Genomic DNA, 20078 nt, shown 5'->3' with positions numbered 1-20078 from the left:
GGAATACCAGCCAGTCTTTTAAGTGGTTATGCGGTTACGCAGTTACGAAGTTACGCAGTTACGTAACTACGCCAGCGTGACCGGCCACTGATTCAGGACGATCCCCCGCTTTGGGGCCTCCTCGCCGAAATCCTGTAGCACGGCCTTTACGTCCGGATCCAGGTACTCGGCATTATCATGATCGACGATCACCACGCTGTTTTCCGGGATCTGCGCCAGCAGCCCCTTGAGGCGTGGGTTATGCATAAACGTCAGGTTCTGCTGAAAGTGCAGCACGAAATGGTCGTCATAGCGGGTGAGCTGCATCGCGTTGTGATGACTCTTATAAATGCTGAACAGGATCTGGGTGGCCAGACCAATACCAATCCCGGCCAGCATACCAAAGACCAGGATACCGCCAATGGTCGCCAGAAAAGGGACATACTGCTGGGCGCCCTGACGGAACTGCTCCACAAACAGCCGTGGGGTGGCAAGCTTGTAACCGGTATAAAGCAGCACGGCGGCCAGGCTGGCCAGTGGAATGGCATTCAGCAGATCGCTGAAATAGAGGCCGCATACCAGCAGCAACGCCCCGTGGATCAGGATGGATATCTTGCTCTGCGCCCCGGCGCTAACATTAACCGAGCTGCGAACAATAACGGCAGTGATGGGCAGTCCACCGAGCAGGCCGCTAAGCAGGTTACCCACCCCCTGAGCGCGCATCTCTTTATCCGGCGAGGGCGGTGGATTTTGTGGGCGAAGCTTTTTCAGTGCCTCCTGGCTGAGCAGCGTTTCCAGACTGGCGACAATCGCCAGCGTCACCGCAATCATATAGACCATCGGATTCTGCCAGACGGACCAGTCCGGGCGCTGGAGCTCGCCGGTAAGCGCCTGGATACTGTCAAAAGCAGGCAGCGAGATACGCGGCAGATTGCTTATAATCTCGGGGAACAGCCTGCCACCGATCAGGGTAACCAGACAGCCGAACAGGACTGCTACCAGCGGACCGGGCATCCAGCTCAGCGCCTTAATGTTCTTAAGGGTACGCGTCGACCAAAACCACAGAATAAGCAGCCCAATACCGGATACGACAATGGCCGGAATTGAGACGCTGAACGCCCCGCCGGTGACCAGCGTACTGAGTTTGCTCTCTTCGGCTGCCCCCAGCGCGACCGGTATCTGCTGAATAATCAGCAAAATACCGATAGCGGCCAGCATACCTTTGATCACCGTACCCGGCACCAGCGTAATAAATCGCCCGGCCCGCAGCACGCCGAACAAAAACTGCAATACACCGGCGACGATGAGCGCAAACAGCAGGGCTGAAAAGGAACCAAGAGTTTCGATTGCGCCGGTGACGATAGTGACCAGACCGGCAGCCGGCCCGCTTACGGCAAACTTTGACGGGCTAAAGGTGGTGACCACCAGACCGCCAATCACGCCGGTCAGCAGTCCGACAAAGGGCGGAAGACCACTGGCCTGCGCAATCCCCAGACAGAGCGGTAGCGCGACCAGAAAAACGACCAGGCCTGCCGGAATATCCTGACGAAGCGTTTTCAGGTTCATAGCATTTTATCCTCTGCATTGTGCTGAATAAGCTCTTTCAGATGGCCGGAGCGCAGATCGTATACGCAGCCAAACACGTCCAGCGCCGCTCCGGCCCGCCAGACGGCCCTTACCGGCTCTGCCGCAACCAGGTGCCTGAACTGAGCCAGGACGTTGACCTCCACCAGCGCATTCAGTCGTTCGGTTTCGTCGTCATCTTCGCTGGTCTCTGCCAGGCCAGGCGCAATGGCGGCGCGCAGCTGGGTGATCCGGCGGGCAAGTGGGGAATTTTCATCGCCCAGCGGAATGTCCGGCAGTGAAATCGCCGCCTGTACGCCGCCGCAACCGTAGTGGCCACAGAGCACAATGCGCGAGACCTTGAGGTATTCAAGCGCGTATTGCAGAACGCTCATAAAATTATCGTCGCCGTTAACCACCATATTGGCGATATTACGGTGAACAAAAAGCTCTCCCGGATGCGCACCCGTTAATACCTCTGCGGGAACCCGGCTGTCTGAACAGCCAATCCATAACGAATGTGGCGTTTGGGAATGAACATTTTGCCGAAAATAGTGAGGATTGCGTTGGCGGCGCTGTAAGGCCCAACTGCGGTTTTTCGCTAACAGGGGTTTTAGAGTCGTCAAAATAAAGCCTCTCTTTCAGGACGGCAGGAATAAACCTGAACGGCAAATAAGCCGGTTAAATACCTGAGGAGTAACTCAGGCATTGCTTCACAGCTTTCGGTGAAATAAGTTCTAACACTTAATGCATAATTCATTCATTAAGAATAATCCTGGTTAAATAATTAATATCGTTTTGTAATTTTATTTAAATAACCTTTATTTCCATTACGTTATTTGCATAACATCCCGGTAAAATATAAGTTCTTCATATGCCTGCCATCATAGTTAACAGTAAATTATATATAAAACAGATGGTTGGGAAATAAGACAGGGGTATTATATATGGGGTTAATGGGGTTAATGGGGTTAATGGGGTTAATGGGATTAACAGCGCTAACGACAGCAAATGTAAAGCAGGTCGAAGGCAGGTTGAGGGCAGATGGAAGGCTGATTACAGGCAGGTGAGAATCGGATAACAAGCGAATAATAAGACTGCTATGTAATAAACTTTATGGCATCAAAAATAATTAGATTTATCCATGGCGGCAGCAGGGATTATTTCGATGTGATAATAACGATTCCCACCGCGCGCATAAGTGGAAAGCCCTCCAGGATTACCGTTTATTTTATATATTAGTGTCAGAACCTCTGGAGGAATATTTAAGTTAATTTACATCCCTTGCGGGTTAACCATGCTCCCTGCTGGAGATTCTAAGTCGGTGTTCAGCTGGAAAACGGGACATATCCTGGCCTAAGAGAAAAATCTACACTGTCACCGCTCTCACAGACCCTGTAGAGCATTCTGTGTCACTGCTGCCGTATTAAAGGTGTTTCAGCCATTCCCCCCCCCTGTTCTCCTCGCTCCAAACTCGCTTTTACCTGTTTCATACTGCAAGAGCGCTTTCGGCTGCTGAGTTCTCCCCTGCCGGGCGCGTTGCGGCTCACAGCCTGAGAAGCCCGCATCGTTAAGGCCGGGATTTCAGGCCCGCGGCTGATTGTGCCCCGCAAATGATAAACAAAAATCATGGCTCTTTAATCATTTTATGGCAGACAAAACGCTCTCCTCACCCTAAGTTGGTATTGGCATATTAGCCCTGCTGATATATAAACGATTGTTTTAAAAATAAAAATAAAGACAAATCATCCGATGCGCTCCGCGACGACAGAGCCATTGCCGCCGTTATACAGGCATTTTCTTACCCGATTACGGATTAGCAAAAAAACAGAGAGCATACCCTATGAGCAATCGTGACATGGTCAACGTAAAGGAGTGGATAGACAGCCGCTCAATTTCCGGGAGGCAGTGGCTAATCCTGGCGCTGTGCTTCTTTATTATCACCTTCGATGGCTACGATGCTGCCGTAATGGGTTTTATCGCCCCCGCCCTGATTGAAGACTGGGGCATTGCCCGCTCGGAAATGGGTCCCATCCTCGGCGCGGCGATGTTAGGTGTTGCTCTCGGCGCGCTGTTTGTCGGGCCGTGGTCCGATCGCTTTGGTCGTAAACGCGTTTTGCTGATTTCCGTCGCCGGTTTTGCCTGCTTCAGCCTGGCCAGCGCCTTTGCCCGCTCGCCACTGGAGATGGCGCTGCTGCGCTTTATCACCGGCCTGGGGCTGGGAGCGGTGATGCCGAACTGCGTCACCCTGGTAGCCGAATATATGCCCGAACGCCGACGGGGCCTGATGATCTCCCTGATGTATAGCGGCTTTAATATCGGGTCGGGCCTCGGCGGCTTTATTGCGGCCGGGATGATCCCACGTTTTGGCTGGCAGTCAGTGCTGCTGTTTGGCGGCGGTATTCCCCTGCTGATGCTGCCGCTGCTGATATGGGTGCTGCCCGAATCCGCTCTGTATATGGTCGTCCGCAAAGTCAGTCAGCATAAGATCGCGGCGGTGCTCAATCGCCTGGGCGGCCAGTTTAACAGCGGCGTGACCTTTGTACTGAATACGCCGGTAGTGCCCAAAAAGTCACAGGTGCTGCAACTCTTCTCACCGGGCTATACCGTCGGCACCCTCTCTCTCTGGCTGACCTATTTTATGGGCCTTTTCGTTATTTATCTGCTTAACGGCTGGCTGCCAACCATTATGCGGTCAGGCGGCGTCACCATTGAGCGTGCGGCGATTGTTGCCGGGCTTTTTCAACTGGGTGGCACGCTTGGCGGGCTGCTGGTGGGTGGGCTGATGGACCGCCTGAAAGCCAAATACGTGATCGCCAGTTTCTATCTGCTGGGCTGCTTCTGCCTGCTTGCGCAGGGCGTCTGGGGATTTGGTCCCACTATGCTTGCGGTGCTGGTATTTATCAGCGGTGCCTGTATCAACGGTGCACAGACCGGTTTGCAGGCCTTTTCTCCTGCCTTTTATCCGACGGAAATGCGCGCGACCGGCGTCTGCTGGATGCACGGTATAGGCCGAACCGGTGCCATCCTCAGCTCCTCGCTCGGTGGCGTGCTGCTGGGCGTCTTTCCCGGACAAACCAGTATTTTCATCGTGTTGTCACTTCCTGCCCTGCTGGCAGCACTCGCCATTACCCAACACAGAGATGCGCATGGCGTAAGGACGCTCAAAGGTGCCGAACCGGAGGCGATCCCTGGCCTGACGCGCACAATTAATAACCGATAAGTGAAGAAAGAGGATCATTATGGCTAAAATTATCGGCGGTCTGGCGGTTTCACATACGCCAACAATCGGCTTCGCAGTTGACCATAACAAACAGAAAGAAGAGCCCTGGGTACCCATCTTTGATGGCTTCGCGCCCATGCAGCGCTGGCTGGAAGAGAAAAAACCCGATGTGCTGCTCTACGTCTTTAACGATCACGTCACCTCATTTTTCTTTGATCACTACTCGGCTTTTGTTCTGGGGATTGATGACCAGTACGCGGTAGCAGATGAAGGGGGTGGCCCGCGTGATTTACCCCCGGTGCGGGGTCATGCCGCACTGTCGCAGCATATTGGGGCCAGCCTGATGGCCGATGAGTTTGATATGTCTTTTTTCCAGGATAAGCCGCTGGATCACGGCCTGTTCTCCCCGCTGTCGGCCCTGCTTCCCTTTGATAACGACTGGCCGGTGCAGATTGTCCCGCTCCAGGTAGGCGTGCTGCAGTTCCCTATTCCCAGCGCCAGACGCTGTTATAAACTTGGCCAGGCCCTGCGTCGCGCGGTAGAAAGCTACCCGGAAGATCTCAAGGTCGCCATTGTCGCGACCGGAGGCGTATCGCACCAGGTTCACGGCGAACGCTGCGGCTTTAACAACCCGGACTGGGATGCACAGTTTGTTGATATGCTGGTCAACGATCCTGAACGCCTGACCGAAATTACCCTCGCGGAGTATGCCACCCTGGGCGGCCTGGAGGGTGCAGAAGTCATTATGTGGCTGGTTATGCGCGGGGCGCTGTCGGCCAACGTTGAGAAGCTACATCAGGCCTATTACCTGCCCTCCATGACCGGTATTGCTACGCTTATCCTGGAAAATCAGGCCCGTGAGGCACCCGCTGACGTTCATCAGCGCCAGCGTGACAAAATTGAGCTACAGCTCAAAGGCGTCGAAAAGCTGCCCGGTACCTATCCCTTCACCCAGGCGCGCAGCCTGAAGGCGCTGCGTATTAACCGCTTCCTGCATAAAATGATCCAGCCCGCCTGGCGCGAGCGCTTTAAGCGCGACCCTCAGGGGCTTTACGCCGAGGCAAAGCTGACCGACGAGGAGCAGACGCTGCTGACCCAGCTCGACTGGCGCGGCATGATCCACTACGGCGTAAGCTTCTTTCTGCTGGAAAAACTGGGCGCGGTGGTCGGCGTCTCCAATCTGCATATCTACTCTGCCATGCGCGGGGAAACGCTGGAAGAGTTCCAGAAAACCCGTAATCAGCAGGTGCTCTATTCGGTGGCAGGAAAAAAAGCATGATGACGCCGCAACCCATTATTGACTGCCATCATCACGTCTTTGACCCGGTGCGCTTCCCCTACGATCCGGCCAGTACCTACCGTCCTGAGGGACATGAGCTGGGAACGCCCGATAATTATCAGACGGTGATGGCGGCGTATAACATTCGCCATTCGCTGATCGTCGGCCCCACATCGGCCTACAACACCGATAACCGCTGCCTGCTCGATACCATTAAGCGCGGTGAGGGCAAGTTTAAAGGGATTGCCGTCACCCCGCGCGACGCGGACAGCGCATCGCTCAGCGACCTGCGCGATCGGGGCGTGGTGGGCATTGCCCTTAACGTCGCGATGCTCGGCACCGAGCCCTTTCTGAAACTGGACGCCCTGATGGAAAGGCTGGCCGCGTTAGAGATGTATGCGCAGATCCAGGTGCAAAACGATCAGCTGCTGGCGCTGATGCCGCTGCTGAAGCGTACCCGAACCCGGCTGCTGATTGATCACGCCGGCAGGCCGGACGTCAGTGCAGGCCTCGATCAGCCGGCCTTTCAGGCGCTGCTGTCGCTGGCAGAAAACGGGCGTACCTTCGTCAAACTCTCGGGGCTGTCGCAGTTCTCAAAGCAGGGTTATCCCTGGGCCGACGGCCACGCTTTTCAGCTGGCGCTGCTGGAGCGTTTCGGGGCCGAAAACTGTATGTGGGGATCGGACTGGCCGTTTTTGCGGGCCAAAAGCCGGATGGATATAGGCGCATTGTTACTGCTGCTTGAGCAGCTGATCCCGGACGACGCGACGCGGCGTCAGATCCTGTGGCATACGCCAAAACGCCTGTTTGGCTTCGGCGAATAAGGAGAAATTTATGCAGACCGTTTATATCCTCAATGGCCCCAACCTTAACCTGCTGGGCACCCGCGAACCGGCCACCTATGGCACCGATACGCTGGCTTCGATTGAGGCATTATGCCGCGCCACGGCGGCAGAACTGAATATCGCCGTCGAGTTTCGCCAGACCAACCATGAAGGAGAGATGATCGACTGGATCCAGGAGGCGCGCCACCATGCTCAGGCGCTGGTGATTAATCCTGCGGCCTGGACGCACACCTCGGTGGCAATCCGCGATGCGGTGACGGCGGTCGCCCTGCCGCTCTATGAGGTGCATATCACTAACGTGCATAAGCGCGAACCCTTCCGCCATCACTCATATCTCTCGGACGTGGCGCAGGGGGTGATTTGCGGCTACGGACTGCGCGGCTACCGCTACGCCCTGATCGAAGCGGCCAGGCAGCACGGCTAAGCATTAGCGCTCCATCAGGCAGCACGGCTAAGCATTAGCGCTCCATCAGGCAGTACGGCTAAGCATTAGCGCTCCATCAGGCAGCACGGTCAGGATAGCGCCCGCTTACTTCGTCGCTATGCGTCTGAGGGATAGTCCCCGCAGACGTCACGCAGGCAGCTAATTAACGCATCGGCGGCGGGCGAATGCAGGCAGCCGGTACGGTAGCAGAGGCCGATAGCCCTGCCGGTAGCCGGTAGCGCTATCGGCAGCACGGCCAGCTCGCCCGAGGCCAGCTCTACTTCCAGCTGGTGGGCGGAAACCGCCGCCAGCATATCGGAGTCGCGCAGCAGCCCGCGCACCAGCGCCAGATCGCCGCTTTCCACCACCGGGTCGGGCGCCGGGATCCCCATACGGTGAAAACAGGTATCCAGCAGTCGCCGGGCAGGCGTATGCGAACGCGGCAGCACCCAGCGCGCCTCGCGCAGCGCACGTCTGTCGCAGGGATGCTGGCTCAGCGGATGATCGGGCCTGGCCACCAGCACCATCTCTTCATCAAACAGCGTTTCGCTGGTCATATCCTGCTGCTCTTCACTGTTGCGCAGCGCACCGAAAATAAAGTCGATTTCACCGGCGCGCATCTCTGCGGCCAGCATTCCCCAGGCGCTTTCGCTGGTGACGACCTTAATACCGGGATAGCGCGAGGTCAGCCGGATAATCGCCTGCGGAAGCAGGCGGGTGCGTCCGAGCGGCAGGGCACCAACCCGCACCGTGCCGACCAGATTGCCCTTGCGCGCGGCAATATCGGCGGGAATATGCCGCAGCTCATTCAGCGCGCGGCGAATATTGGGCTCAATCTCGCGCCCCGCCAGCGATGGCACCATACCATGAGGCGTTCTTTCCAGCAGGGGAATACCCGCGCCGTTCTCCAGCACCTTTAGCGCCGCGCTGACGGCGGGCTGGCTCAGACCCAGCTGATGCGCCACCGACTGCATATGATTGGTCTGACACAGGGTGATAAAAATTTGCAGCCGGCGGACGTTGAATAACCACAGCGGTTCAGACTCATTGCGGCTGCTTCTGCTCAGCAGTTTCGCCAGTCGGCGCGGCAGAGAATGGAGTTCCTCAATCGCCCGGCGCGCGCGCGGCAGGATGCACTTGCCAAAGTCAGTCAGCATCATGCCGCCGGAGTGGCGCTCGAACAGCGGTACCGCAAGCCGCTGCTCCAGATCGTGAATCGATCGCGTGACCGCCGACTGGGTGCGAAATAACTCATCGGCCGCGCGCGAAACGCTCCCCTGGGCAACCACCTGACAAAACGCTCTGATTTGCATCAGATTTACTGGCTCATTCCCGGTTATATTTGGCGCCATACCCTGCCCTCTTTTGCCCGGCTGAATGGGGCCACTATAAATAAAACGCATACCTGCTGCAATCAAATGAATTATCCCGTCCCCGCCCAGAGTGACAGCATTAAAAAAAACGTAAAGGAACCCGATGATGACTGAACTCACTTCTCCTAAAACGGCTCTGGTCGTTAGCGCACACTCTGCCGACTTCGTCTGGCGCTCAGGCGGGGCCATCGCCCTGCATCAGCAGCAGGGTTATCAGGTACACGTGGTCTGCCTGTCGTTTGGCGAACGTGGCGAATCCGCGAAGCTGTGGCGTAAAGGCAACATGACCGAAGAGAAAGTTAAAACGGCCCGCCGCGCCGAAGCGCTGGCCGCCGCAGACATTCTCGGCGCGAGCATAGAATTTTTTGATATGGGTGATTATCCGCTGCGTGCGGATAAAGAGGCCCTGTTCCGCCTGGCAGACGTTTACCGTCGGGTACAGCCGCACTTTGTTCTGACCCATTCCCTGCACGATCCCTATAACTATGACCATCCACTGGCCAACAACCTGGCGCAGGAGGCACGCATCATCGCCCAGGCAGAGGGATATCGCCCCGGCGAAAAAATTATCGGTGCGCCACCGGTCTACTGCTTTGAACCTCATCAGCCAGAGCAGTGCAGCTGGAAGCCGGATGTGCTGCTGGATATCACCAGCGTCTGGGATAAAAAATATGCCGCTATCCAGTGTATGGCCGGGCAGGAACACCTGTGGGAATACTACACCCGCGTGGCGCAGCAGCGCGGCGTGCAGGCGAAACGCAACGTTGGTATCACCTCAACCCGCGATATTATTTACGGCGAAGGCTACCAGAGTATTTTCCCACGCGTGACGGAGGATCTGGCATGAGTGCGATCGGTAAGAAAGGGGTGGTGGTGCGTCATATCGAGCGGGCGGCCGGGCGTGATATCGCCGCGCTGGCCGGATATGGCGTCGCGACGGTACATGAAGCGCAGGGCCGCAAAGGGCTGCTGGACCCGGCTATCCGCCCGATTCAGCAGAATAAAGGCATTGCGGGCAGCGCCGTTACCGTCCTGCTGGCACCCGGCGACAACTGGATGTTTCACGTGGCGGTCGAGCAGTGCCAGCCGGGAGATATTCTGGTGGCCGTGCCAACCTCCCCCTGCGTTGACGGTTACTTTGGCGATCTGCTCGCCACCTCCCTGCAATCGCGCGGCGTACAGGGCCTGATTGCCGACCACGGCATCCGCGACAGCAAAACGCTGCGTGAGATGGGCTTTGCCGTCTGGTCCCGCGCTATTTACGCCCAGGGCACGGTAAAAGAGACGCTGGGATCGGTCAACGTGCCGGTGGTCTGCGCCGGCCAGCTGGTCTGGCCCGGTGATGTGATCGTCGCCGACGACGACGGTGTGGTGGTGGTGCGCCGGGCAGAGGCCGCCAGCACCGCAGAAAGCGCCGCTAAGCGGGAAGCGCTGGAGGAGAGCAAGCGCGCGCGCATGGCCTCCGGCGAGCTGGGGCTGGATATCTATCAAATGCGCCCACGCCTGGCCGAAAAAGGCCTGCGCTATGTGGACACCCTGGACGATCTGGAGAACTGATATGCGCCAGCGCCGCCTGCCCTGCCTGCTAATACGGGGGGGCACCTCTAAAGCCGCCTGTTTTCTTGCCGACGATCTGCCGGAAGAGCGGGATCTTCGCGATCGCGTACTGCTGGCGGTGATGGGATCGCCGGATATCAGGCAGATCGACGGGCTGGGCGGCGGCGATCCGCTGACCAGCAAAGTCGCCATCGTACGTGCTTCCCAGCGGGAAGATGCCGACGTGGATTATCTTTTTGCCCAGGTTAACGTCGATCGCGCCAGCGTCGATTACGGGCAGAACTGCGGCAATGTGCTGGCGGCTATTGGCCCCTTTGCGCTGGAGCGGGGGCTGGTGAAAGCGGCTGGCGAGACCACCGGCGTGCGGATTTTTATGGAAAATACCGGCCAGATAGCAACGGCGCAGGTCGCCACGCCGGACGGTGAAGTCTGCTACGACGGCACGCTGAAAATTGACGGCGTGCCGGGAACGGCGGCAGAAATTGTGCTGAACTTCAGTGATATTGCAGGCTCCAGCTGTGGCGCGCTGCTCCCCACCGGCAACGTGCGCGACACTGTTGAGGGTGTTGATATCACCTGCATTGATAACGGCATGCCGGTGGTGATCCTGCGTGCGGCGGATTTCGGCCTGAGCGGCTATGAATCACGCGAGCAGCTCGACGCAGACCAGACGCTTAAGCGCCGTCTGGAATCGATTCGCCTGCAGGCCGGTCCACTGATGAATCTGGGCGATGTGAGCCAGCGAACCGTGCCCAAAATGAGCCTGCTGGCCGAGCCGCGCGAGGGCGGCGCAATTTGCAGCCGGACCTTCATTCCTCACCGCTGCCATGCCTCGGTCGGGGTGCTGGGCGCGGTCAGTATTGCCAGCGCCTGCCTGCTGCCGGGCAGCGTGGCCGAGGGTCTGGCGCGTATCAGCGATGCACGCGATCAGCGCCTGAGCGTTGAGCATCCCAGCGGGGAATTTAGCGTTATTTTGCAGCGTGACGAGCAGATGACGCTGACGGGCGCAGGGTTACTGCGCACGGCCAGGTCGATCTTTGACGGCGAAGTGCTGATCCCGGACGCGGTCTGGCCAGCGACAACCACTCACGGAGCGCCATGATGATCAATATTACCTTTATCGGCTTTGGCGAGGCCGGGGGCATCTTCGCAGCGGACCTGGCCGATCGTGCCGTAGTCACCGTTTGGGATCGTAAGTTTATCACTCCGTCCGCACAGGCCGAATCGCTGGCGGACGAGCAGGCCGGGCTGCGACAAAAAGCGGCCGGGGCGGGCGTGCGGGTGGCGGGATCGCTGGCGGAGGCGCTGGACAATGCCACGCTGATATTCTCCACCGTTACCGCCTCCCAGGCGCTGGCGGTCGCCACCGAAGCCGCCGCGCTGCTGAAGCCCGGACAGGTATTTCTCGATCTGAACTCTGTTTCCCCGGCGACCAAACAGGCCGCTGCCGCACAGGTACAGGCCAGCGGTGCCGATTATATTGATGTGGCCGTGATGTCACCCGTCCCGCCTAAGCGCCTGGCAACACCGCTGCTGATCGGAGGACTGGAGGCCGAGGCAATAGCCCGTAAACTGGAGACGCTCGGGCTGAACAGTCGCTTTCAGAGTCAGCAGGTGGGCGAAGCCTCGGCAATAAAGATGTGCCGCAGCGTGATGATTAAAGGCCTCGAGGCGCTGACCACCGAGTGTCTGAGCGCCGCCCGTCGATATGGCGTTGAACAGCCGGTGCTGGCATCCCTGCACGCCAGCTTTCCTTCGCTGGGCTGGAACGATGCGCTGCCGGACTACCTGATTAGCCGCGTCGCCGAGCACGGCCAGCGCAGAGCAGAGGAGATGCGGGAAGTGGTAAAAACGCTGGAAGATGTCGGTGTGGATGCCGCCATGAGTCAGGGGATTGTCACCACGCAACAGGGCCTGGTGGATGCCCTGCGCCAGCGTCAGCTGACTTATCAGCAGCTTACGCCCTTCAACTGGCAGCACACCCTGGATACATTATTTAAGGACAGATGAGATGAAAAAGCATTTACTTGCCGCCATCCTGCTGATGGCAGCAGCGGGCGGTAGTCAGGCAGCCTCCGCACCGGATCTTAATGCAGACCGGGCCTGGCAGGTGATCGCACAGGTGAAATCCACGCTGGCAGCGGCGCACAGTACCGGCTGTGTCGCCGTGGTTGATGGCGATGGCCTGCTGCTGGCCTTTCAGCGGCTCGATGGCGCACCGCCCGGCTGCGTTGAAGCCTCGCTGGGCAAGGCGCGCACCTCGGCCCTTTATCACACGCCGTCGCTGAAAATGATGCAGCGTCTGCAAAAAGGGGAAACCACCGTGCTGGCGATCCCGCAGGCGGTGGCGCTTGGCGGCGGTTACCCCCTCTCTCTTAAAGGTGATGTTGTCGGCGCCGTTGGCGTCAGTACACCCCAACAGGAACTGGATAATCAGGCGTCGGAATCCGCAGCCCGTTCGCTGCACTGACCCGGACAACATGTACTTAAGGACTCATCCCATGCCCCTTACACGTCGTCGACTTCTGGCCAGCTCAGCGGGACTGCTGGCTGCCGGTGTCCTGACCCGGTGGTTACCGGGCGGCGCCGTTAACGCTGCTGCCCCTCAGGCGCAGGCCTTTCTGTTACCGGATAATTTTCTCCTGCTTTCCCGGCAGCTAACCGGGACCACCAGCCCCGACCCGCTGCTGGCGCAGCGGCTTCACCGCTGGCTACATGCCACGGTTGAAGACCTTGACTACAACGTTGACCGCCTCACCGCGCTGCTGGCGCAGGAGAACGGGCAGACGCTACCCGCGTCTCTTCCCCCTGACCTTCAGGCACTGGCCCATATGATTATCTCCGGCTGGTATCTCGGCGTGGTCGGGAGTGAGCACCCTCGCTGCATCGGCTTTGAAAATATAGTCAGCTATCAGCTGGTCAGGGACACCCTTCTTCCGCCCAGCTATGCCCCCGGCGCGCCCAATTTCTGGACGCAGCCCCCGGCAGAAGGAAGCCAGGTGGGCGGATTGCCCCTCGCCGCGAATGCTAATACGCCAGCGCAGGCGATCGTCGCCGATAAAGGTTACCCGGCTGCCCGTCAGCACATGACAAAGGAGAGTCTGCATGGCTGAATCATTAAGCGCAGATGTGGTCGTGATTGGTGCCGGGATCGCGGGTTCGCTGGCGGCGCTGAAAATGGTGAAGGCGGGTGCTTCGGTGCTGATGCTGGAGTCCGGCCCTGAGATCAAAAGGGATCAGGCGGTGGAGTACTTCCGCAACTCCCCGTTTAAAGGCGACTTTACCGAGCCTTATCCGCCCGAGCCCTGGGCGCCGCAGCCCAAGTTTATCCCGGTGGATAATGAGTATCTGATCCAGAAAGGCCCGGATCCCTATCGCGCGCAGTATCTGCGCGGGATCGGCGGCACCACCTGGCACTGGGCCGGACAGGCATTTCGCCTGCTGCCGAACGACATGCGCCTGCACTCGCTGTACGGCGTGGGCCGCGACTGGCCCATCAGCTATCAGCAGCTCGAGCCCTGGTACTGCGAGGCCGAATATCAGATGGGCGTCTCAGGTGACGCAGATCTCTCCTCGCCGCGCTCCCGCCCCTACCCGCTGCCCGGCATCCCGCTGCCCTACGGCTTTGAGCGGCTCAAACAGCGTCTTGCTCCGTTGGGCTATGAGGTGGGTATTGGCCCGCAGGCCCGCAACAGTCAGCCTTATGATGGCCGCCCCGCCTGCTGCGGTAATAACAACTGTATGCCCATCTGCCCGATTGATGCGCAGTACCACGGCGGCATCTCGGCGCGCAAAGCCCTTGATGCGGGCGTGCGGGTCGTTGCCAACGCGGTGGTGTACCGCATCGAATCCGATCCGCAGGGGCGGATCCAGGCGGTGCATTATCTCGACCGCAACCGGGAGAGCCACCGCGTCACCGGCCGGTGCTTTGTGCTGACCGCTAACGGCCTGGAAAGCCCGAAAATTCTGCTGCTCTCCACCAGCTCGCACCATCCGCAGGGTATTGCTAATCGCTCTGGCATGGTCGGACGCAACCTGATGGATCACCCCGGATCGTCGGTGGAGTTCTATGCTGATGAACCGGTCTGGTTTGGCCGCGGCCCGATGCGACCGGGGAGTATCAATAACCTGCGCGAAGGCGCGTTTCGCCGCACGCGATCGGCAGTGCGCATTGACTTTGCGAACACCTCGCCGGTGCGCTATCTGACCGAGCGTCTGGTGCGTCAGGGCTTCTATGGTAAAGCCCTGAACGAGAAGCTGCGCTGGCAGGCAGAGCGCTTCGTCCTGCTGAAGTCGCTGCTGGAAATGCTGCCGGAGCCGGACAACCGCGTCACGCTCAGTCAAACGAAGAAAGATGCCTGGGGCATTCCAAAGCTGGAGGTTTACTACCGCTTTCCGCAGTACGTGCATCGCGGCTATGACCAGGCCGCCGCTGATTTTAAACGCATCGTGGCGCAGATGGGTGGCCGCGACGCCGCATTCAGTCCGCGCGGCGTGTACGACAACAACCAGCATATTACCGGCACGATGATCATGGGCAACGATCCTGAGAACTCGGTGGTCAATGCGGAGTGTCGTGCGCACGATCATCCCAACCTGTTTATTGCCGGTACCGGGATCATGCCCTCCTGCGCCACGGTCAACTCTACCCTGACCGGCACCGCGCTGGCGCTTATGATGGCGGACAACGTGTTGAAAACGCTCAGAGGTGCCGGATGAGATTGCCCTTTTTACCTCTCCTTATGCTTTTCTCCCTGCTGTTAAGCCTTCAGGCGCAGGCGGACGAGGCGCAAATTACGCGCGGGGCCTACCTGGCCACCGCATCTGACTGCCTGGCCTGCCATACCGCGACCCACGGCAAGCCGCTGGGTGGCGGCTTTGCGGTGAGTACGCCGTTTGGGCAGATTTACGGCAGCAATATCTCCTCAGACCCGGAGTACGGCATTGGCGGCTGGAGCGAAGATCAGTTTGTCGCGGCGGTCCGCGAGGGCGTGGCGCCAAACGGCCGACAGCTGTATCCGGCCATGCCCTATGATGCATTCCGTAAAATGCGCCGCGAGGATGTGCTGGCGATCCGCGCCTGGATCCTCTCGCAGCCCGGCGTTCACCAGCCCTCACCGCAAACGCATCTAACCTTTCCCTTTAATCAGCGCTGGGGACTGCGCGTCTGGAAGTGGTTTAACCTCGATCGCGGTGAATTGCAGCCGGATCCGACGCGGAGCGCAGCGTGGAATAATGGCCGCTATCTGGTGGAGGCACTGGCACACTGCGGCACCTGTCACACCCCGCGAACGCTCACCTTAGGCATGGATAACGATCGTCCGCTGGCGGGCGGCGATCTCGGCGGCTGGATCGCCTGGAATATTACGCCGGATCGCAATGCGGGCATCGGTGACTGGACGGAGGATCAGCTGGTTCAGTATCTCAAAACCGGCTATGTGGCCGGCCGCGCCAGCGCATCTGGCCCGATGGCCGAGGCGATCGAGCACAGTATGCAGCATCTGCCGGAGCAGGATCTGCGCGATATCGCTGACTATCTGCGCTCGGTAAAACCGGAGGGGGATAAGACGCAAACCCGGCCACGCAGCGAGTGGGGACAGCCCGACTGGCAGGTGATGGGGCTGCGCGGGGCCAGCGAGCAGCAGCGCCTGGCGCAGCCGGGCGCGGTGCTGTATGCCGGTAACTGCGCCAGCTGCCACGGCGCGCAGGGCAGCGGTTCGGGCAGCGGCTTTGGAGCCTACCCTTCGCTTTATCACCATACCACCACCGGCGCGTCCGACAGCCGGAATGTCGTATCGGTGATCTTAAATGGCGTGCGGCGGCATACGTCACAGGGTGAGATCCTGATGCCCGCCTTTGCCTCTGAGCTGAGCGATCGGCAGATAGCGGATATCAGTAACTACGTCAGCCTGCGCTTCGGCAATCCGGCAGCGGCAAAGGTCAGCGAAAAGCAGGTCGCCGCCTGCCGTAAGGGATCAAAACTGCCCGCGCCGCCGGTTTACAGTGAGGGTACTCTGATTAACCGTAGCCAACGACCTTAAAGCCCTCGTATGTGCCCGGCTCAGTGAAATAACGCATTATCAGGTTGAACTGCTCATCCGCTGCTGAATAATCAGGCAAGCCCGCCGCATCAGAGGCGTGCAGGCGGGATTGCCAGACTTCATCAGAAACGTTGAGTGCGAAGTTAATCATCGTGAAGCCATCATCCATATGCACGATCTGCTGGAGAATGCCGGGCGCTGTGCGATATAGGGCATTAATGAACAATCGCATTAATAATCAGTACGCCGGCCAAACCCAGGAAGGAGATCAATGTTTCCATCACCGTCCAGGTTTTTAGCGTTTCGACCAGGGTAAGATTGAAATAGCCCTTAAACAGCCAGAAGCCCGGATCGTTGACGTGAGAGGCAATCACGCTGCCGGATCCCACCGCCAGCACCATCAGCGCCGGATCGGTGTGGGTGATCGCCACGATCGGCGTAACGATACCGGCGGTGGTGATCGCCGCGACCGTCGCCGACCCCAGCGCCACGCGTAGCATCGCCGCGACCGTCCAGCACATCAGCAGCGGCGACAGCGACGACCCCTTCATCAGGTTGGCAATGTAGTCGCCTACGCCGCTGTCCACCAGCACCTGCTTAAAGGCCCCGCCCCCGGCGATAATGAACACGATCATGGCGATGGCCGCGATCGAACTGCCGCAGATATCCATCACCTCCTCCATTTTACGACCGTTGCGCAGCCCCAGCGTCAGCACGGCGACCACCACCGAGATAAACAGCGCCACCGCCGGATTACCGACAAACTCAAAGAACTGCCGCAGCGCATTCTCTTTCGGCATCGTCAGCTCGCAAATAGCCGCCAGCGCCATCAGGATCACCGGGATCACCGCCGCAAAAATGCTGGTCCAGAAGCCCGGCATTTCATGCTCTTCAAAGATTTTCGGGTTAAACAGCCCTTCCGGCGGGCTGTGCTCAAAGCTTTTAAGAAAGCGTGAGAAGAGCGGCCCGGCAATAATCACCGTCGGCAGCGTAATGATCAGCCCGTACAGCAGCGTGGTGCCGATGTTGGCACCAAATATCGTGGCGATAGCCGTGGGGCCGGGATGCGGCGGCAGAAAGCAGTGGGTGACCGAAAGCGCCGCCACCATCGGCACGCCAACGTAGAGCAGCGGCAGCTGGGCGGCCGCCACAATGGTAAACACCAGCGGCAGCAGCAGCACAAATCCCACCTCATAAAACATCGCCAGCCCGACGATCAGTCCGGTGACCACCAGCGCCCACTGCAGGCGCGCTTTGCCGAAGGCCGCAATCAGCGTAGTGGCCACGCGCTGTGCGGCACCGGTGTCCGATACCAGCCTGCCGAGCATGGCGCCGAACCCCAGAATTAATGCCAGGCTGCCGAGCGTGCCCCCGACGCCTTTCTGGATCGAAGCGATGACCGCCAGCGGCGTCATGCCCTCCAACACCCCGACCACGGCAGAAACAAAAATGAGTGCAATAAAGCCATTCACTTTGAAGACGATCATCAGTACCAGCAGCAGGATCACACCAAGCACAATAAAAGTAATGGGCATCGCAGTTCCCTGAAAGAGTTAGCATTGGATAGTTAAGGTGTAGTCTCCTGCGGCTTCGTCTGCCCTCTTCCATGTTGAATTGTTGGGCGCGCATCACACTCCGGTTAACGGGTTGTTGCGTACAACCTTTTCACCGCTAGAGTTAACTCATCCGACCACTTACTCTCAGGGGGGGCCTGTGAGCGTTTCACTCTTTTCTCCGCTGGATCTGGGCTTTACCCAGTTAAAAAACCGCATTCTGATGGGGTCCATGCATACCGGACTGGAAGAGCATGCGGATGGGCCGCGCCGTCTGGCGGCATTCTATGCCGATCGCGCGGCCGCTGGCGTGGCACTGATCGTCACCGGCGGCATCGCCCCCTCACCGGAAGGGGTGGTGATGCCGGGTGCGGCAATCCTGAATCATGCTGACCAGCTGGCGCAACACCGCCCGGTCACGGAGGCCGTCCACCGTGCCGGGGGGAAAATTGCGCTACAGATCCTGCACGCCGGGCGCTACAGCTATCAGCCTTCGCTGGTGGCCCCTTCTGACCTTCAGGCCCCTATCAACCCCTTCCGGCCTGCGGCGCTGAATCATGATGATATTCTGGCGTTGATAGGTGACTTTGCCCGCTGCGCCGCGCTGGCGAAGGAGGCGGGCTACGACGGCGTTGAAATCATGGGCTCCGAGGGCTACCTGATTAATCAGTTCCTGGCGGCGCGGACGAATCAGCGCAGCGATGAATGGGGCGGTGACAATCGCCGCCGGATGCGCTTTGCCGTCGAGATTGTCCGCGCGGTGCGCGAGGCGACGGGACGCGAATTTATTATTATTTATCGCCTGTCGATGCTGGATCTGGTGGAGGGCGGTAACAGTCTGCCGCAGACGGTACAGCTGGCCCAGGCGATTGAAAAAGCGGGTGCCACGATGATCAATACCGGTATCGGCTGGCATGAAGCCCGTATTCCTACCATCGCCACGTCGGTTCCGCGCGCCGCTTTCGGCTGGGTCACCAAACTGCTGCGTCAGCACGTTAGCGTGCCGCTGATCGCCACCAACCGCATTAATCATCCCGCCGTGGCGCAGGCCCTGCTGGATGACGACTGTGCCGATATGGTTTCTATGGCGCGCCCTCTGCTGGCCGACGCGCAGTGGGTCAGTAAGGCGCAGCAGGGTCGCAGCGATGAAATCAATACCTGCATTGGCTGCAACCAGGCCTGTCTGGATCAGATTTTTGCAGGCAACGTCACCTCCTGCCTGGTGAACCCCCGCGCCTGCCACGAAACCGACATGCCGGTGACGTCGGCTACGCGAGTGAAAACGCTGGCGGTGGTCGGCGCAGGCCCGGCGGGACTGGCCTTTGCGGTCAATGCCGCCGTACGCGGCCATCGGGTAACGCTGTTCGACAGTGCGCCGGTGATCGGCGGCCAGTTCGATATTGCCAGACAGATCCCCGGCAAGGAGGAATTTGCCGAAACGCTACGCTACTACCAGCGTCAGCTGACCCTCAACGGCGTCACGCTGCGCCTTAATCAGACGGCGACCAGCGGGATGCTGATGGATTTTGATGAGGTGGTGCTGGCCAGCGGGGTGGTACCACGCACGCCGCAGATCCCCGGCATCGACCATCCTTCGGTGCTGAGCTATTTGCAGGTTCTGCGCGATAAAACGCCGGTAGGCCAGCGCGTTGCTATTATCGGCGCGGGGGGAATTGGCTTTGACACCGCAGAGTATCTGAGCCAGCACGGCCAGTCCGTCAGTCTGGACGTGGCGGCCTTCTGCCAGCAGTGGGGGATCGACCAGACGCTACAGCAGCCCGGCGGGCTGACTGCGCCACGCCCTTCCCCCTCCAGCCGTCAGATCTGGCTGTTGCAGCGTAAAACCGGCAGGCCGGGAGCAACCCTGGGCAAAACCACCGGCTGGATCCATAAAGCGACCCTGCATATGCACGGGGTAGCGATGTGGGGCGGCGTGCAGTACCTGAAGATTGACGACGAAGGTCTGCATATTCTGCGTGACGGGCAGCCTGAGGTACTGGCTGTTGATAACGTGGTGATCTGTGCCGGACAGGAGCCTTATCGGCCGCTGGCCAGCGAACTGCGGGCGAGGGGGAAGACGCTGCACGTCATTGGCGGGGCAGACGTGGCGCTGGAGCTGGATGCCCGCCGGGCGATTGCCCAGGCTACCGCGCTGGCGCTGAGTATATAGTCGGTCGAGGGTGAGTTTACCGGGGGATGAGGCTGAGTGTACCGGCGGGTGATAACGCCCGGACGCGGCCC

The 20078-nt window shown here is 59.2% G+C and carries 18 protein-coding genes; 13 read left to right on the top strand and 5 right to left on the bottom strand.

Going from position 1 to position 20078, the window contains the following annotated elements; all coding sequences use genetic code 11:
- Nucleotides 1–66: 66 nt before the first annotated feature.
- Both AAGR22_RS03240 and AAGR22_RS03235 read right to left on the bottom strand, forming a co-directional pair.
- Nucleotides 67–1545: a SulP family inorganic anion transporter gene (locus tag AAGR22_RS03240; RefSeq protein ID WP_345830248.1), complete on the bottom strand. Its 1479-nt coding sequence runs from the start codon at nucleotides 1543–1545 to the stop codon at nucleotides 67–69.
- Nucleotides 1542–2168: a carbonic anhydrase gene (locus AAGR22_RS03235; protein ID WP_345830246.1), complete on the bottom strand. Its 627-nt coding sequence runs from the start codon at nucleotides 2166–2168 to the stop codon at nucleotides 1542–1544. The genes AAGR22_RS03240 and AAGR22_RS03235 overlap by 4 nt, the downstream gene beginning before the upstream one ends.
- A 1217-nt stretch (nucleotides 2169–3385) precedes the next feature.
- Here AAGR22_RS03235 and AAGR22_RS03230 point away from each other — a divergent pair.
- From AAGR22_RS03230 to aroQ, 4 genes are read left to right on the top strand one after another with little or no spacing between them, the layout of a single operon-like run.
- Entirely contained in the window at nucleotides 3386–4765 is a 1380-nt protein-coding gene (locus AAGR22_RS03230) for an aromatic acid/H+ symport family MFS transporter (protein WP_067703930.1), read from the top strand.
- A gap of 19 nt (nucleotides 4766–4784) precedes the next feature.
- Entirely contained in the window at nucleotides 4785–6044 is a 1260-nt protein-coding gene (locus tag AAGR22_RS03225) for a gallate dioxygenase (protein ID WP_345830243.1), read from the top strand.
- Nucleotides 6044–6868, top strand: coding sequence for an amidohydrolase family protein (locus AAGR22_RS03220; RefSeq protein WP_067704629.1), 825 nt, complete (start codon nucleotides 6044–6046; stop codon nucleotides 6866–6868). Before AAGR22_RS03225 ends, AAGR22_RS03220 begins: the two co-directional genes overlap by 1 nt.
- Nucleotides 6869–6878: 10 nt before the next feature.
- A complete protein-coding gene (gene aroQ, locus AAGR22_RS03215; protein ID WP_067703936.1) occupies nucleotides 6879–7313 on the top strand; it encodes a type II 3-dehydroquinate dehydratase in 435 nt (144 codons plus the stop codon).
- A 116-nt stretch (nucleotides 7314–7429) separates the two neighbouring features.
- Here the strand turns inward: aroQ and AAGR22_RS03210 are convergent, their stop codons facing one another.
- On the bottom strand, nucleotides 7430–8665 hold the full coding sequence (locus AAGR22_RS03210) for a LysR family transcriptional regulator (RefSeq protein WP_345830241.1): 1236 nt from the start codon (nucleotides 8663–8665) through the stop codon (nucleotides 7430–7432).
- 127 nt (nucleotides 8666–8792) lie between these two features.
- On the opposite strand from AAGR22_RS03210, the gene galB reads away from it, so the two are divergent.
- Genes galB through AAGR22_RS03170 form a run of 8 tightly spaced genes read left to right on the top strand, consistent with a single transcriptional unit; the run spans nucleotide 8793 to nucleotide 16284 of the window.
- On the top strand, nucleotides 8793–9533 hold the full coding sequence (gene galB, locus AAGR22_RS03205; RefSeq protein ID WP_345831540.1) for a 4-oxalmesaconate hydratase: 741 nt from the start codon (nucleotides 8793–8795) through the stop codon (nucleotides 9531–9533).
- On the top strand, nucleotides 9530–10243 hold the full coding sequence (locus AAGR22_RS03200; protein ID WP_067703945.1) for a 4-carboxy-4-hydroxy-2-oxoadipate aldolase/oxaloacetate decarboxylase: 714 nt from the start codon (nucleotides 9530–9532) through the stop codon (nucleotides 10241–10243). Before galB ends, AAGR22_RS03200 begins: the two co-directional genes overlap by 4 nt.
- Nucleotide 10244: 1 nt before the next feature.
- A complete protein-coding gene (locus AAGR22_RS03195) occupies nucleotides 10245–11345 on the top strand; it encodes a 4-oxalomesaconate tautomerase (RefSeq protein WP_067703948.1) in 1101 nt (366 codons plus the stop codon).
- Nucleotides 11345–12253, top strand: a complete 909-nt coding sequence (locus tag AAGR22_RS03190) for a DUF1932 domain-containing protein (RefSeq protein ID WP_345831539.1) — start codon at nucleotides 11345–11347, stop codon at nucleotides 12251–12253. The genes AAGR22_RS03195 and AAGR22_RS03190 overlap by 1 nt, the downstream gene beginning before the upstream one ends.
- 1 nt (nucleotide 12254) lies before the next feature.
- The gene (locus AAGR22_RS03185) at nucleotides 12255–12713 is read left to right on the top strand and encodes a heme-binding protein (protein WP_067703951.1); all 459 of its coding nucleotides are present in this window, start codon (nucleotides 12255–12257) and stop codon (nucleotides 12711–12713) included.
- A 31-nt stretch (nucleotides 12714–12744) separates the two neighbouring features.
- The gene (locus AAGR22_RS03180) at nucleotides 12745–13356 is read left to right on the top strand and encodes a sugar dehydrogenase complex small subunit (RefSeq protein WP_345830235.1); all 612 of its coding nucleotides are present in this window, start codon (nucleotides 12745–12747) and stop codon (nucleotides 13354–13356) included.
- Nucleotides 13349–14962, top strand: coding sequence for a GMC family oxidoreductase (locus tag AAGR22_RS03175; RefSeq protein WP_067703957.1), 1614 nt, complete (start codon nucleotides 13349–13351; stop codon nucleotides 14960–14962). Before AAGR22_RS03180 ends, AAGR22_RS03175 begins: the two co-directional genes overlap by 8 nt.
- Nucleotides 14963–14985: 23 nt before the next feature.
- On the top strand, nucleotides 14986–16284 hold the full coding sequence (locus AAGR22_RS03170) for a cytochrome c (protein ID WP_345831538.1): 1299 nt from the start codon (nucleotides 14986–14988) through the stop codon (nucleotides 16282–16284).
- Here the strand turns inward: AAGR22_RS03170 and AAGR22_RS03165 are convergent.
- Together AAGR22_RS03165 and AAGR22_RS03160 are read right to left on the bottom strand one after the other, a co-directional pair.
- Entirely contained in the window at nucleotides 16262–16516 is a 255-nt protein-coding gene (locus AAGR22_RS03165; protein ID WP_345830232.1) for a hypothetical protein, read from the bottom strand. The genes AAGR22_RS03170 and AAGR22_RS03165 overlap by 23 nt on opposite strands.
- A complete protein-coding gene (locus tag AAGR22_RS03160; protein WP_345830230.1) occupies nucleotides 16500–17819 on the bottom strand; it encodes a gluconate:H+ symporter in 1320 nt (439 codons plus the stop codon). Before AAGR22_RS03160 ends, AAGR22_RS03165 begins: the two co-directional genes overlap by 17 nt.
- Before the next feature lie 178 nt (nucleotides 17820–17997).
- Here AAGR22_RS03160 and AAGR22_RS03155 point away from each other — a divergent pair, with 178 nt between their 5' ends.
- Complete coding sequence (locus AAGR22_RS03155) at nucleotides 17998–20007, top strand: NADPH-dependent 2,4-dienoyl-CoA reductase (RefSeq protein WP_345830228.1); 2010 nt, start codon at nucleotides 17998–18000, stop codon at nucleotides 20005–20007.
- Nucleotides 20008–20078: the final 71 nt, after the last annotated feature.

It is taken from the genome of Erwinia sp. HDF1-3R (genome assembly GCF_039621855.1).
In the GTDB taxonomy this organism is placed as follows: Bacteria; Pseudomonadota; Gammaproteobacteria; order Enterobacterales; family Enterobacteriaceae; genus Erwinia.
The sequence above is the reverse complement of the archived record's forward strand: the minus strand, read 5'-3'. Positions and strand labels throughout refer to the sequence as shown.

Bases quoted from the DNA above. Each gene is read 5' to 3' on its own strand.
- AAGR22_RS03230 (WP_067703930.1), top strand. From the start codon at position 3,386: ATGAGCAATCGTGACATGGTCAACGTAAAGGAGTGGATAGACAGCCGC.
- AAGR22_RS03200 (WP_067703945.1), top strand. From the start codon at position 9,530: ATGAGTGCGATCGGTAAGAAAGGGGTGGTGGTGCGTCATATCGAGCGG.
- AAGR22_RS03160 (WP_345830230.1), bottom strand. From the start codon at position 17,819: ATGCCCATTACTTTTATTGTGCTTGGTGTGATCCTGCTGCTGGTACTG.
- AAGR22_RS03190 (WP_345831539.1), top strand. From the start codon at position 11,345: ATGATCAATATTACCTTTATCGGCTTTGGCGAGGCCGGGGGCATCTTC.
- AAGR22_RS03180 (WP_345830235.1), top strand. From the start codon at position 12,745: ATGCCCCTTACACGTCGTCGACTTCTGGCCAGCTCAGCGGGACTGCTG.
- AAGR22_RS03165 (WP_345830232.1), bottom strand. From the start codon at position 16,516: ATGCGATTGTTCATTAATGCCCTATATCGCACAGCGCCCGGCATTCTC.
- AAGR22_RS03220 (WP_067704629.1), top strand. From the start codon at position 6,044: ATGACGCCGCAACCCATTATTGACTGCCATCATCACGTCTTTGACCCG.
- AAGR22_RS03225 (WP_345830243.1), top strand. From the start codon at position 4,785: ATGGCTAAAATTATCGGCGGTCTGGCGGTTTCACATACGCCAACAATC.
- aroQ (WP_067703936.1), top strand. From the start codon at position 6,879: ATGCAGACCGTTTATATCCTCAATGGCCCCAACCTTAACCTGCTGGGC.
- galB (WP_345831540.1), top strand. From the start codon at position 8,793: ATGACTGAACTCACTTCTCCTAAAACGGCTCTGGTCGTTAGCGCACAC.
- AAGR22_RS03185 (WP_067703951.1), top strand. From the start codon at position 12,255: ATGAAAAAGCATTTACTTGCCGCCATCCTGCTGATGGCAGCAGCGGGC.
- AAGR22_RS03175 (WP_067703957.1), top strand. From the start codon at position 13,349: ATGGCTGAATCATTAAGCGCAGATGTGGTCGTGATTGGTGCCGGGATC.
- AAGR22_RS03195 (WP_067703948.1), top strand. From the start codon at position 10,245: ATGCGCCAGCGCCGCCTGCCCTGCCTGCTAATACGGGGGGGCACCTCT.
- AAGR22_RS03210 (WP_345830241.1), bottom strand. From the start codon at position 8,665: ATGGCGCCAAATATAACCGGGAATGAGCCAGTAAATCTGATGCAAATC.
- AAGR22_RS03170 (WP_345831538.1), top strand. From the start codon at position 14,986: ATGCTTTTCTCCCTGCTGTTAAGCCTTCAGGCGCAGGCGGACGAGGCG.
- AAGR22_RS03240 (WP_345830248.1), bottom strand. From the start codon at position 1,545: ATGAACCTGAAAACGCTTCGTCAGGATATTCCGGCAGGCCTGGTCGTT.